A 12,810-nucleotide genomic window follows, 5' to 3' on the forward strand; every position below is an offset into this window, starting at 1 on the left:
GGAGGTGGAACCTTGCAGTTATCCCGGTTGACCCGGGGCATTGCCCTGACGGACCGAGTCGGTCAGGACGTTGAAATCACTTCACTTACTTGTGACAGCAGAACGGTGAGGCCCGGCGCCCTCTTCGTTGCGATCGAAGGGGAGCGATACGACGGTGCAGCGTTCCTGCAGGAGGCCATGGAGAAAGGGGCGGCGGTGGTCTGCCGCTGTCCGCCGGAGATCCCTGGTCCATGGCTTCTGACAGAGGATCCCCGAAAAGCCTTTGGGCTTTTGTCGGCCAACTGGTTTGGCCGGCCGGGGGACCGTATGACGATGATAGGCATCACCGGAACCAACGGAAAAACCACCACCACATATCTGTTAAAATGGGTGCTGGAAGAAGTGCTTCATACCAAGGTGGGCCTTATTGGAACCAATCAAAATCTCATTGGGGAAGAGGTCCTTCCGGCGGAGCGTACCACGCCCGACGCTTATACCCTGCACCACTTGTTGGCGCAGATGGAGCAGAGTGGGTGCACCCATGTAGTGATGGAAGTCTCCTCCCATGCGCTGGCGCAGGAGAGGACGGCCGGACTGTGGTTTCGGGGAGGGATTTTCACCAATCTCACCCGGGACCACCTGGATTTCCACGGAACCATGGAGGCCTATGCCGCAGCAAAGGAACGGCTGTTCGCCCAGTGTCAGGAAGGATTCTTTAACCTGGACGACAGTGTGGGACGCCGGTTTGCGCAGACGGCTCCCTGCCTTCGCCATACGTATGCAGAAAACAAAAAGGAAGCGGAGGTTCTGGCAAAGAACCTGCGCTTGTATCCGGACCACGTGTCCTTCACCGTGGTGACGCCGGAGGGATCGGGTTCGGTTACCCTGCCCATCCCTGGCGAATTTACGGTGTACAATGCGTTGGGGGTCATTGGGTGTGCCCTGGGACTGGGCCTGCCGCTGGACGGTGTGATCGCTGCCCTGGCAAAGGTACCTGGGGTAAAAGGAAGGGCAGAAGTGGTCCCGGTTCCGGCACCGTACACGGTGCTGATCGATTATGCCCACACCCCCGACGCCCTGGAGAAAATCTTGACTACAGCTCGTTCCGTGACCCAATGCCGCCTGCTATGTCTCTTCGGCTGCGGCGGAGACCGGGACCGGAGCAAGCGTCCCATCATGGGAGAGATCGCCGCTGGCCTGTCAGACTGCGTGATCCTCACCTCAGATAACCCCCGCACTGAGGCACCGGAGAAGATCATGCATGAGATCGCCGCTGGCTTTCCCCCGGGTTTCCAGACCCTGGTCTGGGAACCGGACCGGCGAAAGGCCATTCGCACCGCCCTGGCTATGGGGCGGGCTGGGGATGTGATCCTTTTGGCGGGCAAGGGACATGAGACCTATCAGGAAGTGAAGGGGCAGAGAAATCATTTGGACGAAAGGGAAGAAATCGCTTCCTTTTTTCGAAAGAATGGGTTATAATGCCCTTTTAGCGAGTGATTCTCTCGAGAGAGAGGAAGCCGCCGGAGAGATATGAATGATGTGAAAAAATGCGGAGGTGCAAAGGCATGGATCTCGTTTTCGTAAAGATCGGAGCCGCTGTCATCCTGGGATTTGTCATCAGTGCGCTCCTGGGAAAAGTGCTCGTCCCGGCGCTGCGCCGGCTCAAGGCAGGACAGTCGATTAAAGAGGATGGTCCCACTTGGCATATGACAAAACAGGGAACCCCCACCATGGGCGGCCTGATGTTTATTGCAGCGGCTGTGGTTTCGGTGTTGGTCATCAATGCCAGGAGTATCTTTATGGAGGGAGACTTCACCAGTCTGGTGGTGCTTTTGTTTGCCTTGGTGTTAGGTCTCATTGGCTTTTTGGATGATTACGCGAAGATCAAGAAAAAGGAGAATACCGGCCTGACCGCCAGCCAGAAATTCTTGCTCCAGCTGGCGGCAGCCATTCTCTTTATTGTGATCCTTCGGAAGATCGGTATTTTGTCTCCCAATCTCTATGTCCCCTTCTTTGGGGCAGAGTGGAAGCTTCCCTGGGTGGTGTACATGATCTTTGCCGCCCTGGTGATTACGGGAACCGTCAACGCCGTCAATATTACTGACGGTGTGGACGGCCTGGCTTCCGGTGTGACCCTTCCCGTCTGCGCCTTTTTCACAGCGGCCTTTGCCTATGGCCAGATTAGCTGGCAGCGGCAGGGCAGCCTGGGTATGGCGGTGATGGCCGGTGCGTTGTTCGGCGGGCTGATCGGCTTTTTGCTGTACAACTTCCACCCGGCCAAGGTTTTCATGGGGGATACCGGCTCTCTGTTCCTGGGGGGTGCTGTCTGCGGCATGGCCTTTGCGCTGGACTTGCCCCTGATCCTCATTCTGGTGGGCATTATCTACATTGTGGAGACCTTGTCTGATATCATCCAGATCGTGTATTTCAAGGCGACCCATGGCAAGAGAATTTTCCGTATGGCCCCCCTGCACCATCATCTGGAGATGGGTGGCTGGAGCGAGAAGAAACTGTTTTTCGTCTTTACCGGCATTTCGCTGGTGTTCTGCATCCTGGCGTTTTTTGGGGTCATGGGGCGGTTTCCTGCCCTGTGAGTGACCGGAGGACGCAGGGTGCATAGGATCCGGGAGGGATTGCTTCGTGCCAAAAGCATTGAAAACCAAAAGAAACAGACCGAAGCAGCAGAGGGTGCAGGGACAGGTGGATATGCCCTTCCTTTTGCTGACCATTCTCCTGGTAGTGATTGGCCTCGTCATGTTGTTGTCGGCGTCGTTCCCCACTGCCTGGTATGACATCAAAGACGTTACCAATAACGATGCGTTCTACTACTTCAAGCGGCAGGCGGTTTATGCGCTGCTGGGCTTTGCCGTGATGTACCTGATCTCCAAGCTCAATTATCGGGGCCTGGAGGGCCTGGCCATTTATATCCTCATTGCGGCATTCATTCTGATGCTGGCGGTTAAGATCCCCGGACTGGGCATCACCGCCGGCGGCGCCACCCGCTGGCTGAAATACCCTGTGCAGTGGCAGCCCTCTGAGCTGGGTAAGATGGGCCTTATTTTGTTCTTTGCCTCCCGGCTGTCCAAGCGGGAGGATCGGGTCCCGCTGCGCTTTAATCAGCGGACGGTCATGGGACGGTTCTTGAATCTTCTGGAGCGTTCCGGCTTTATTGAACTCATCCCCTACATGATCGTGCTGGTCATCATGATCGCCATTCTGGCTGTCCAGCACCATATGTCGGCCACCATCCAGATGGTGGTGATCGCTGCGGCCATCCTGTTCGCTGCAGGCATCTCCATCCGCTGGTTTATCATCGGCGGCGTGGTGGTGGGCGGCGCCCTGGGTTATATGATCATGGGAACCGACTATATGACCGACCGTGTCAAGCTGTGGCGGGATCCCTGGAGCGAGCCTCTGGGCAGAGGCCTGCAGGCCATCCAGTCCCTGATGGCCATTGGGTCCGGCGGCCTGTTTGGTTTGGGCCTGGGTGCCAGCCGGCAGAAGTTTCTCTATCTGCCGGAGCCCCAGAACGACTTTATTTTTGCCATCGTCTGCGAGGAGCTGGGCCTGATCGGTGCCATGCTGATCTTGGCGCTCTTTGCCCTTTTGATCATTCGAGGCTATTGGCTGGCCCTGCGGGCCAGAGACCGGTTTGGCTCTCTGGTGGTGGTGGGCATTATGACCCTGTTTGCCTTCCAGGTGTTTGCCAACGTGGCAGTGGTGACCAATTTGTTCCCTGTTACGGGCATTTCTCTGCCGTTCTTTAGTTCGGGCGGCACGGCCCTGGTGATCCAGATGGCGGAAATGGGTCTGGTGCTCAGTATTACCCGTCAGAACCCGATCACATAATATCGGTTCCATTCCGGAAAGGGAGGAAGACCATGAAGATTCTATTTACCTGCGGCGGCACGGCAGGGCATATCAACCCTGCCGTCGCCCTGGCGCGGATGTTTCAGGAAAGACAGGAGAACTGCCAGGTGCTCTTTGTGGGCGCCAAAGGCGGGATGGAGGAGCGGTTGGTACCCAAGGAGGGATTCCCTCTGGAGACGGTCACCATCAGCTCCTTTTGGCGTACTTTGAGCCCGGCGGGCATCCGGCATAATTTGAAGACACTGCGTAATTTGTCGGTGTCCAAGAAGGAAGCCGTCCGGATTCTGGACCAGTTTCAGCCTGACCTGGTGGTAGGGACCGGCGGCTATGCATCCTATCCTGTGGTGCATGAGGCAGCCCGGCGGGGGATCCCCACGGCAGTGCACGAGTCCAACGCTGTGCCCGGCCTGACCACCCAGCGGCTGTCAAAGGTAGCCGACCGGGTGATGGTCGGATACGAGGAGTCCCGGGCCCATTACAGCGACCCGGAGAAGGTGGTGGTCACCGGCACCCCTGTGCGGGGCGATTTTTTCCGGCTGACACGCCAGCAGGCCCGGGAGGCGCTGGGCATCCAGGATGACCGCCCGCTTCTGCTGTCTTACTGGGGAAGTCTGGGTGCCGACGTGATGAACGGCTATATGACCGACTTCATCCGCCGGGAGTTGGACGAGGGCCCCTTTTTCCACCACATCCATGGTGCTGGCCGGAATTACGCTTCCATGACGAAGGTCCTGGGTGGCCAGAAGCTCCCGCCTGAGATTCGGCTGTTGGAATACATTTACGACATGCCGGTGGTGATGGCGGCGGCAGACCTGGTGCTGTGCCGCGGTGGTGCGTCCACGCTGTCGGAACTGACGGCGATCGGCAAGCCTGCGGTGATCGTGCCCTCTCCCAACGTGACCAATCACCACCAGGAGAAGAACGCCAACGTCCTGGCCAAGGAAGGCGGCGCGGTGGTGCTGCTTGAGCCGGTGTGCAGCGGGGAGACCCTGTATCGCACGGCGGCAGAGCTGCTCAAAGACGAGCAGCGGCGGCAGGATATGTCCCGTGCCATGGCTGCCATGGGGAATCCCCAGGCGGCGGAAAGTATTTATGAGACCCTGCTTTCCCTGGTGAAAGCCTAAGGGAACCAATGGGCTCTCTCCAGCATAGGATGGCCTGATACGAATTCCATACAGGATCTTACAGACAGTGTGCCTGCCTGTAAGAAGCCGGGATCGTCTCAGACCGGAAGTGGGGGAGAGAGAAGATGGAATATTTTGCGGTAACAGGCGGATTTCCCCTGGAGGGGCGCGTTGCTGTGCAGGGAGCGAAGAACAGTGCCTTACCCATTCTGGCGGCTGCCTTGCTGGCGGAAGGGGAGAGCGTGATACATAACTGCCCGGACCTCAGTGACGTTTCCGCAGCGATGGAGATCCTGCGCAGTTTGGGCTGCAAGGTCCGGCGAGAGGGACATACGGTGTATGTGGATACCACCCATCGGTGCGGCAATTCGATACCGGACGGACTGATGGGCCAGATGCGGGCTTCCGTTCTCTTTTTGGGGGCGCTGCTGGCCAGCGGCGGGCAGGCTTCGGCCTGCTGGCCTGGGGGATGTGCATTGGGGTCCCGGCCCATTGACCTGCATATTCGAGCCTTCCAGGGCCTGGGTGCGGAAGTGCGCAGCTGGAATGGACGGTTGTTTTTCCATAGCTGCGGCCTGCGGGGCCAAGGGAAGGACTGAACTCTATAATGTAGCCCGGGAACCGGAGATCGTCGATCTGCAAGGGTTTCTGCGGAGTTTGGGTGCGGAGATTACCGGCGCGGGCTCGGGATGCATCGTGGTCCAGGGAGGACGCCCTCTCCACGCCGGGGAGTATACCGTGATGAGCGATCGGATCGCAGCGGCGACCTATCTCTGCGCGGTGGCCTCTGCAGGAGGAGAAGGGGAGATCCTGGGCGCAGAGAGCGGCCATCTTCTGCCGGTGCTGGAAGCGCTGACAGGAGCAGGTTGCCGCATTGTCTGCGAAGAGAACCGCCGGATCTGGATCCAGAGAAAACGGCCCCTGCGGGGGATCGGCACGGTGACCACCGGGCCGTATCCGGGCTTTCCTACGGATGCGCAGCCCATGCTGGCTTCGGCAGAGGGAAAGAGCCGGATCATTGAGAAGATATTTGACCACCGGTTCCGATATCTTCAGGGACTTGCCCGCATGGGGGCATCGATCAGGGCAGAGGGGGACACCGCACATATTTTGGGGAGCCCCCTGAGAGGCGCTTGCGTGGAGGCCACGGATCTTCGCGGGGGTGCTGCGCTGGTGGTAGCGGTCCTGGGTGCAAAAGGGAGCAGTCAGATCTGGGGATTGCAGCATATGGACCGGGGCTATGAGCGGCTGGAGGCCGGATTGCAGGAATTAGGCGGCAGGATCAGCCGCCGGACAGGATAGAGGAAAACGGCATGGCAAAAAAGCAAAGGGAAAAGAAACAGAAAGGACGGCGAAACAGCCTGCTCTATACCATCGTGACCTGCCTTTTGATCGTGGTCTCTGTGGTAGGAGCATGTACGGTGTTTTTCCGGGTGGAGTTCGTCTCCGTGGAGGGGAACGAACGTTACTCTGAGGAGCAGGTGCTGTCCGTGGCGGATGTAGAGCTGGGAGCCAACCTGATTCTCACGCCGGGGGAGCAGATCGCCCAGCGGATCTACAAGGGGCTTTCTTATGTCAACCATGTGGACGTACAGAAGCGGTTTCCCACCACGCTGAAACTGGTGCTGACCGAGTCAGTGCCTGTGGCGGTCATGTCCAGTGGGGACGGAGCAGAGTGGGTCATTGACTCCCAGGGGAAGCTGCTGGAGAAAGTAGACGACACCCTGGCCCTGGAGTACATTGACGTAGAGGGACTGACGCTGGAGAATCCTCAGCAGGGCCAGCAGGCGCAGGTGCCGCAGGAAAACGGGGATCAGCTGGCCGGGCTGCTGAAACTCCTCCAGGCCATAGAAAGTCGGGGCATTGTGGATAAGATTTCTGAGATCGATGCATCGTCCCGGACAGAGGTGGTTTTCTTCTATGAGGACCGCTTGAAAGTAAAGATTTTGAACAATGCGGATTTTGAAAGAAAAATCCGGATTTTGGAGGCGATTGTGGCCACTTTAGGCGCAAATGAGAGGGGAACCATTGATTTGAAAACGGATACACCCATCGCTTCCAGCGATATGTAAGGAAAAAAAGCGTCTTTCTGCCGTGGGAAAATTTTAAAAAAAGATGGAGAATAATTCGCACTTTTCTATTGACCTGCCGGAGAAAGGGAGATACAATAAAACAAAACGTGAATTTGGCTGCATTTTTAGATAAACACACTTAGGAGGATCGATCATGGCGTTTGGATTGGATACCGGAGTAGATTCCGTTGTTAATATTAAGGTAATTGGCGTTGGCGGCGGCGGCAGCAACGTGGTCAACCGGATGGTTGAGTCTGGTGTGAAGGGCGTTGAGTTCATCGCTGTTAACACCGATAAGCAGGCACTGGCCGTCTCCAGCGCGAACCAGAAGATTCAGATCGGCGAAAAGCTGACCGAGGGCCAGGGCGCAGGTTCCAATCCTGAGGTAGGCCGTCAGTCCGCAGAAGAGAGCCGCACCCAGATCTCCAAGGCGCTTGAGGGCACCGACATGGTGTTCATCACCGCTGGTATGGGCGGCGGCACCGGCACCGGCGCTGCACCCATCCTGGCTGATCTGGCCAAGGAGATGGATATCCTGACCGTAGGCGTTGTGACCAAGCCCTTCTCTTTCGAGGGTCGCCGCCGTCTGCAGCAGGCTGAGCTGGGCATTGAGAACCTGCGGACCAAGGTAGACTCTCTGGTCATCATCCCCAACGACCGTTTGAAGTTTGTGACCGAGCAGAAGATCACCCTGGCCAACGCCTTCGAAGTGGCCGACGACGTGCTGCGTCAGGCAGTGCAGTCCATCTCTGACCTCATTAAGAATACCGGCTTCATCAACCTGGACTTTGCCGACGTGTCCGCTGTCATGAAGGACGCCGGTATGGCACACATGGGTGTGGGTCGCGCTGCTGGTAAGAACAAGGCAGAGGAAGCTGCCCGCAGAGCGGTTTCCAGCCCCCTGCTGGAGACTTCCATCAACGGCGCCCGCGGCGTGCTGGTGAACGTCACCGGTTCCACCGACGTGGGTCTGGAAGAAGTGGAGATCGCTGCCAACCTGGTGCAGGAGGCTGCCGATCCCAACGCCCTCATCATCTTCGGTGCTACCTTCGACGAGAACCTGGAGGACGAGATCTGCGTCACCGTTATTGCTACCGGCTTCGACGAGAAGATCATGAACAGCAAGTCCACTGCAACGGCTGCACCGGAAAAGGGTGTAAAGGGTGGCCGCGCTGCTGCCGGCAAGGATGCTGGTTCTTCCGAGGACGACGATCCCTACAAGGAGATCTTCAAGATCTTCAACCGCGAGAGATAAAAATGATCGATGCCCCCCAGCGGATCCGCAGGGGGCATTTTTTATCGGGGAGCGGTCATTCGACATCTAAGATGGAGACCTGCAGGTCATTCTTCAAGGCGTAGAGCAGGGTATTCTTGGTGCCGCCGCTGGGGATGCCGTCGTACACGGCAATGAGAAGAGAGGAATGGTCTACCATATAGCGGTTGCGCCGGTCCATGCACCCATTGGAATAGTGGTGCTGCACTACGGTTTCAAAGTCACATTGCAGAAGAAGGGCGTTCCAGCGCTGGCGTTCGGCAATGGGCCAGTAGTCGGCTTGCCCCAGAAAGGGGATGGCAGCTTCCAGGGTGATCTCAGGATGCAGAGAGCGGAGTGCGAGCACAGCTTCACAAAAATAGAGGTCGGCGCCCCGGGCCATTCCGCAGATAAAGTGGCGGTATCCTTGTTCATAGGCCTGGAGGATGGCGGAATCCAGCTGTTTTTTGAGACGCAGACAGCGGGGATCCTCCTCGTGGCTTCCCCAGGGCAGGCGGCTGGGACGGTGTCCGGTAAAGCAGCAGGTAATATCTGGGGTCACAGTCATCCTCCTTTCGGAAAGAAATGTTGCACTATGACTTATAGTATAACGGGGCCTGTGGAAAGTCAACGGAAAACCAGGGGGAGAAGGGCTGGAAGATGTGTCATTTTAGGGTTGCATTTTTGAAAGAAGCAGGTATAATAGAACCGGACAACGAAATAGGATGTCTTCAGGGCGGGGTGTAAGTCCCCACCGGCGGTAAAGTCCGCGAGCGCTTTGGTGTTCCAAAGGCAGCTGACCCGGCGCAATTCCGGGACCGACAGTAATAGTCTGGATGGGAGAAGACGTGCTGACGCACCATATCTGTGGTGTCATAGCGTAAAGCCTTTTGGGCTTTGCGGTTTTTGAGCGCCCCCAGTATGCCTGTTAGCACCTGGAAGACATTGTTTTTCGGGTGTTACATTGCAAATTGGGAGTGTTTTTTTATGAATCAAAAAATCCGTAAGCTTGTTGTAATGGCCATGCTGGTGGCCCTGTCCATCGTTTTGGTCTATGTGGTCCATTTCCCCATCTTCCCGGCTGCACCGTTCCTGGAATATGACCCGGCAGACATCCCCATCCTGATCGGGACCTTTGCCTTTGGACCTCTGGCTGGCGTGATGCTGACGGTGGTGACCTCCCTCATCCAGGGCTTTACCGTGAGCGCCCAGAGCGGTGTGATGGGCATCGCCATGCACATCTTTGCGACTTCCACGCTGGTTCTGGTGGCAGGCAACATTTATCGTCTGCATCGGACCAAGAAGGGGGCTGTTGTGGCTCTGGTTGTGGGCACCCTGGCTATGACCATGGCAATGGTGGTGTTCAACTACTTCATTACGCCTTACTTCATCACCCCCGACATCAGCGATGCGGCTGCTGTGGCGGCGAACCGTGGGTTCGTGGCAACCCTGCTGGTGCCTGTGATCGTTCCCTTCAACCTTATTAAGGCAGGGGTCAACTCCGTGATCACCTTCGTAGTTTACAAGACGGTTTCCCGCCACCTTATCCATGGGGAGAGCTGGAAGAAGCACACGAACATGGAAGGCAACGTCCAGGCGGAGCAGTAAGGATACAGCAGGGTCGAAAGAGGATCTTATGAATCAAAAGAAAGCGGTGGGAGCGTCTCGCCGCTTTCTTTTTTCTATGATAAAGTAGACCGGAGAGGAGGGAGCGCTATGGAGCGGATCATTTTTCATTGCGACCTGAATTCCTTCTACGCCTCAGTGGAACTTCTGGGGTTTCCTGCGCTCCGGGACAAGCCGGTGGCGGTGTGCGGTGACCCGGCCTCCCGCCATGGGGTGATCCTGGCAAAGAACGAAGCGGCTAAGGCCATGGGGGTAAAAACGGCGGAGACCATCTGGCAGGCTCGTCGGAAATGCCCAGATCTGACCCTGCTGCCGGCCCACCATGAGAAGTACCGCTATTATTCCAAGCTGGCCGGGGAGATCTATGAACGATATACTGATTTAGTAGAGCCCTTTGGGATCGACGAGAGCTGGCTGGATGTCACGGGGACCCTGCACCTGTTTGGGGGAGACCCCAGGGAGCTGGTGGACGAGATCCGGCGGGTGATCCGGGAAGAACTGGGCCTTACCGTATCGGTGGGGGTATCTTTCAACAAAATTTTTGCGAAATTGGGCAACGATTATCGAAAACCGGATGCGACCACAGTGATCAGCCGGGAAAACTTCCGGGATATCGTATGGCCGCTGCCGGTGACAGACTTGCTGTTTGTTGGGCGGGCCTCTGGTAAGATCCTGGCCGCCCATGGGATCGAGACCATCGGAGATCTGGCGGCGGTCCCGCAGGAGAAGCTGGAGAAACTCCTGGGGAAAAACGGAGCGCAGCTCCATCAGTATGCCCTGGGAGAGGATCGGAGCCCGGTGCGCCCGGCAGGGGACCGGCCGCCTCCCAAGTCTGTGGGAAATGGTTTGACCTTCCGCAGGAATCTGGTGGGGCGGGGAGAGATCCTGGTCGGGGTGCAGATGCTTTCCGAGCGGGTGGCCATGCGACTGCGGCGGCACGGGATGAAGTGTACCACCGTGCAGATTGCGGTGCGAAGTCCGGACTTTCAGACGGTCAGCCGACAGAAGCGGCTGGCTGCCCCCAGCCATTTGACCAGGGAGCTGGTGGAGGGCGTCATGGAGCTCTTGGCTGGCTGCTGGAACTGGAGTGCGCCGGTCCGGGCTTTGACGGTCACAGCAACCGGGCTTTTGCCTGAGGACCAGGCAGGGGAACAGCTGGATCTGTTTGCCCCGCAAGTCCCGTTGCGTCGGGTGAAGCAGGAGAAACTGGAACAGACCATGGATCTGCTGCGGGATAAATATGGCGGCAGCATCATAGGATATGGGCCCCGGGAGACCAGACTGGCCCGGGAGATTGCAGGCGATGAGCAGAGCGTAGGAGACGAGGAGGAGAAAGAGGAATGATACTACTTCTGATCTGGTTGGTGGTGTGGAATCTAATTGCCTTTGCCCTCATGGGGATCGACAAGTGGAAAGCGGCCCATGACAAGTGGCGTATTCCGGAAAGGACCCTCTTCTTGTCAGCGCTTCTGGGGGGCAGCATCGGCGCCATCCTTGGCATGAGCATGTTTCACCATAAGACCCGGCATTGGACCTTCAAGCTGGGGATGCCGGCGATCCTGGTCCTTCAGATCGCGGCAGCGCTGGGCGTCTCTTACTGGCATACATTCATCCGCTGAGAAAAACAGAGGGATGGATTCAGGGTAAAACTGCCCAAGCCGCCAGGAAAAGCGGACTGATCTTCTCACAGAGTCACTACTTGACGAAGAGGGGAAAGTATGCTAAAATTCAAGCTTGCGATGAACTATTTTAGACAGAGGATTTTCGGAAAAAGCACAGAGGTGCCCGGGAATCTTCTGGAGCGGGGGAGGGAAACACCATGTTGACCGATCTGAAAACGGCCAAGAAAGTGACTGGCGCCAAGCAGGTGGCCCGCGCACTGAAAAACGGCAGCGCCCGCCGGGTGTTTCTGGCAGAGAATGCTGACCCCAGGGTGACGGAACCCATCGCAGCTCTGTGCCAGGAGAATGGGACTGAGACAGAACTGGTACCGACCATGGCAGCGCTGGGCAATGCCTGCGGGATCGCAGTGGGCAGCGCCGTGGCCGCCATTGTGGAGTGAATCCAGAAAAAATCCATTCATTTGATATTCTCCGCATAGTTTTCTTCTATGCGGTTAGAATATAAATCCAATGTATTTTTTAGGAAAGGAGGAACAATATGCCTACTTTTAATCAGCTGGTCCGCAAGGGAAGAGAGCAGGTGACCTACAAGTCCAACTCCCCCGCTATGCAGAAGGGCCTGAACACCCTGAAGAATAAGGAGACTGATCTGCCCTCCCCTCAGAAGAGAGGTGTGTGCACCGCCGTTCGTACTTCTACTCCTAAGAAGCCGAACTCCGCACTGCGTAAGATCGCCCGTGTTCGTCTGACCAATGGCTACGAAGTCACCGCATACATCCCCGGTGTTGGTCACAACCTGCAGGAGCACTCTGTGGTTATGATCCGCGGCGGCCGTGTGAAGGACCTTCCCGGTGTTCGTTATCACATCATCCGCGGCAGCCTGGATACCCAGGGCGTGCAGGGCCGTATGCAGGCTCGCTCCAAGTATGGTGCAAAGAGACCCAAGGCCGGCAAGAAGTAATCATTCGGTTCCGACCAAACCAACTTTTTAACGCAATTTTGCGCTCAAGCGCAAAGCAATGGCTTTGCCGTGAGTCGCTTACCATATAAAACCGGTACGGTTTAGGGAAGCTCTCAAGGCAGGCACAGGACAAGACCTTTTGTCCAACACGGAAGGCAACGGCCTTTCGAGTACCTATGAAATCATTTTTTTATGAAGGAGGGAAGCAAAGTGCCCAGAAGAGGAAACGTACCCAAGCGGGAAGTGTTGCCCGATCCTATGTACCGTTCCGTACTGGTAACTAAGCTGATCAACAGCATTATGC

The 12,810-nt window shown here is 57.0% G+C and carries 14 protein-coding genes, 1 pseudogene and 1 riboswitch; of the genes and pseudogenes, 14 read left to right on the forward strand and 1 reads right to left on the reverse strand.

Going from position 1 to position 12,810, the window contains the following annotated elements; translation table 11 throughout:
- Positions 1-12: 12 nt before the first annotated feature.
- The 8 genes from SOR61_RS00730 to ftsZ all read left to right on the forward strand — a co-directional run bounded on the left by SOR61_RS00730 (position 13) and on the right by ftsZ (position 8,300).
- Positions 13-1,458 carry a UDP-N-acetylmuramoyl-L-alanyl-D-glutamate--2,6-diaminopimelate ligase gene (locus SOR61_RS00730; protein ID WP_320610791.1) on the forward strand — a complete coding sequence of 482 codons (1,446 nt, stop codon included), beginning with the start codon at positions 13-15 and terminating at the stop codon, positions 1,456-1,458.
- 86 nt (positions 1,459-1,544) lie between these two features.
- Complete coding sequence (gene mraY, locus SOR61_RS00735; protein WP_320610792.1) at positions 1,545-2,573, forward strand: phospho-N-acetylmuramoyl-pentapeptide-transferase; 1,029 nt, start codon at positions 1,545-1,547, stop codon at positions 2,571-2,573.
- A gap of 46 nt (positions 2,574-2,619) precedes the next feature.
- Entirely contained in the window at positions 2,620-3,828 is a 1,209-nt protein-coding gene (gene ftsW / locus SOR61_RS00740) for a putative lipid II flippase FtsW (RefSeq protein ID WP_320610793.1), read from the forward strand.
- A gap of 32 nt (positions 3,829-3,860) precedes the next feature.
- Complete coding sequence (murG, locus tag SOR61_RS00745) at positions 3,861-4,973, forward strand: undecaprenyldiphospho-muramoylpentapeptide beta-N-acetylglucosaminyltransferase (RefSeq protein ID WP_320610794.1); 1,113 nt, start codon at positions 3,861-3,863, stop codon at positions 4,971-4,973.
- Positions 4,974-5,098: 125 nt separating this feature from the next.
- Positions 5,099-5,572 (forward strand): hypothetical protein, encoded by a 474-nt coding sequence (locus tag SOR61_RS00750; protein WP_320610795.1) that lies wholly within the window; start codon positions 5,099-5,101, stop codon positions 5,570-5,572.
- The gene (locus SOR61_RS00755; protein WP_320610796.1) at positions 5,520-6,275 is read left to right on the forward strand and encodes a hypothetical protein; all 756 of its coding nucleotides are present in this window, start codon (positions 5,520-5,522) and stop codon (positions 6,273-6,275) included. The genes SOR61_RS00750 and SOR61_RS00755 overlap by 53 nt, the downstream gene beginning before the upstream one ends.
- Before the next feature lie 11 nt (positions 6,276-6,286).
- Complete coding sequence (locus SOR61_RS00760; protein WP_320610797.1) at positions 6,287-7,045, forward strand: FtsQ-type POTRA domain-containing protein; 759 nt, start codon at positions 6,287-6,289, stop codon at positions 7,043-7,045.
- Between the two features lie 154 nt (positions 7,046-7,199).
- Positions 7,200-8,300 (forward strand): cell division protein FtsZ, encoded by a 1,101-nt coding sequence (gene ftsZ / locus SOR61_RS00765; protein WP_320610798.1) that lies wholly within the window; start codon positions 7,200-7,202, stop codon positions 8,298-8,300.
- A 55-nt stretch (positions 8,301-8,355) separates the two neighbouring features.
- On the opposite strand, the gene SOR61_RS00770 is transcribed toward ftsZ, so the two are convergent.
- Complete coding sequence (locus SOR61_RS00770; protein WP_320610799.1) at positions 8,356-8,865, reverse strand: SLOG family protein; 510 nt, start codon at positions 8,863-8,865, stop codon at positions 8,356-8,358.
- A 155-nt stretch (positions 8,866-9,020) separates the two neighbouring features.
- Positions 9,021-9,149: riboswitch (FMN riboswitch) on the forward strand.
- Positions 9,150-9,284: 135 nt separating this feature from the next.
- Between SOR61_RS00770 and SOR61_RS00775 the strand changes: the two genes are divergently transcribed.
- From SOR61_RS00775 to SOR61_RS00800, 6 genes and pseudogenes are all read left to right on the forward strand, one after another.
- The gene (locus tag SOR61_RS00775; RefSeq protein ID WP_320610800.1) at positions 9,285-9,905 is read left to right on the forward strand and encodes an ECF transporter S component; all 621 of its coding nucleotides are present in this window, start codon (positions 9,285-9,287) and stop codon (positions 9,903-9,905) included.
- 108 nt (positions 9,906-10,013) lie between these two features.
- Positions 10,014-11,267, forward strand: a complete 1,254-nt coding sequence (locus tag SOR61_RS00780; RefSeq protein ID WP_320610801.1) for a DNA polymerase IV — start codon at positions 10,014-10,016, stop codon at positions 11,265-11,267.
- Positions 11,264-11,542, forward strand: coding sequence for a DUF1294 domain-containing protein (locus tag SOR61_RS00785; protein WP_320610802.1), 279 nt, complete (start codon positions 11,264-11,266; stop codon positions 11,540-11,542). The genes SOR61_RS00780 and SOR61_RS00785 overlap by 4 nt, the downstream gene beginning before the upstream one ends.
- A 200-nt stretch (positions 11,543-11,742) precedes the next feature.
- Positions 11,743-11,985, forward strand: a complete 243-nt coding sequence (locus tag SOR61_RS00790) for a ribosomal L7Ae/L30e/S12e/Gadd45 family protein (protein ID WP_320610803.1) — start codon at positions 11,743-11,745, stop codon at positions 11,983-11,985.
- 98 nt (positions 11,986-12,083) lie between these two features.
- Positions 12,084-12,506 (forward strand): 30S ribosomal protein S12, encoded by a 423-nt coding sequence (rpsL, locus tag SOR61_RS00795; protein ID WP_320610804.1) that lies wholly within the window; start codon positions 12,084-12,086, stop codon positions 12,504-12,506.
- Positions 12,507-12,716: 210 nt separating this feature from the next.
- Positions 12,717-12,810 (forward strand): annotated as a pseudogene (locus tag SOR61_RS00800) (30S ribosomal protein S7); the annotation flags it as partial.

The organism is Evtepia sp. (assembly GCF_034090835.1).
Taxonomy (GTDB): Bacteria; Bacillota; Clostridia; order Oscillospirales; family Oscillospiraceae; genus Evtepia.

Coding starts and splice junctions, on each gene's coding strand:
- mraY (WP_320610792.1), top strand. CDS start 1,545: ATGGATCTCGTTTTCGTAAAGATCGGAGCCGCTGTCATCCTGGGATTT.
- murG (WP_320610794.1), top strand. CDS start 3,861: ATGAAGATTCTATTTACCTGCGGCGGCACGGCAGGGCATATCAACCCT.
- SOR61_RS00750 (WP_320610795.1), top strand. CDS start 5,099: ATGGAATATTTTGCGGTAACAGGCGGATTTCCCCTGGAGGGGCGCGTT.
- SOR61_RS00755 (WP_320610796.1), top strand. CDS start 5,520: ATGGACGGTTGTTTTTCCATAGCTGCGGCCTGCGGGGCCAAGGGAAGG.
- SOR61_RS00760 (WP_320610797.1), top strand. CDS start 6,287: ATGGCAAAAAAGCAAAGGGAAAAGAAACAGAAAGGACGGCGAAACAGC.
- ftsZ (WP_320610798.1), top strand. CDS start 7,200: ATGGCGTTTGGATTGGATACCGGAGTAGATTCCGTTGTTAATATTAAG.
- SOR61_RS00770 (WP_320610799.1), bottom strand. CDS start 8,865: ATGACTGTGACCCCAGATATTACCTGCTGCTTTACCGGACACCGTCCC.
- SOR61_RS00775 (WP_320610800.1), top strand. CDS start 9,285: ATGAATCAAAAAATCCGTAAGCTTGTTGTAATGGCCATGCTGGTGGCC.
- SOR61_RS00780 (WP_320610801.1), top strand. CDS start 10,014: ATGGAGCGGATCATTTTTCATTGCGACCTGAATTCCTTCTACGCCTCA.
- SOR61_RS00785 (WP_320610802.1), top strand. CDS start 11,264: ATGATACTACTTCTGATCTGGTTGGTGGTGTGGAATCTAATTGCCTTT.
- SOR61_RS00790 (WP_320610803.1), top strand. CDS start 11,743: ATGTTGACCGATCTGAAAACGGCCAAGAAAGTGACTGGCGCCAAGCAG.
- rpsL (WP_320610804.1), top strand. CDS start 12,084: ATGCCTACTTTTAATCAGCTGGTCCGCAAGGGAAGAGAGCAGGTGACC.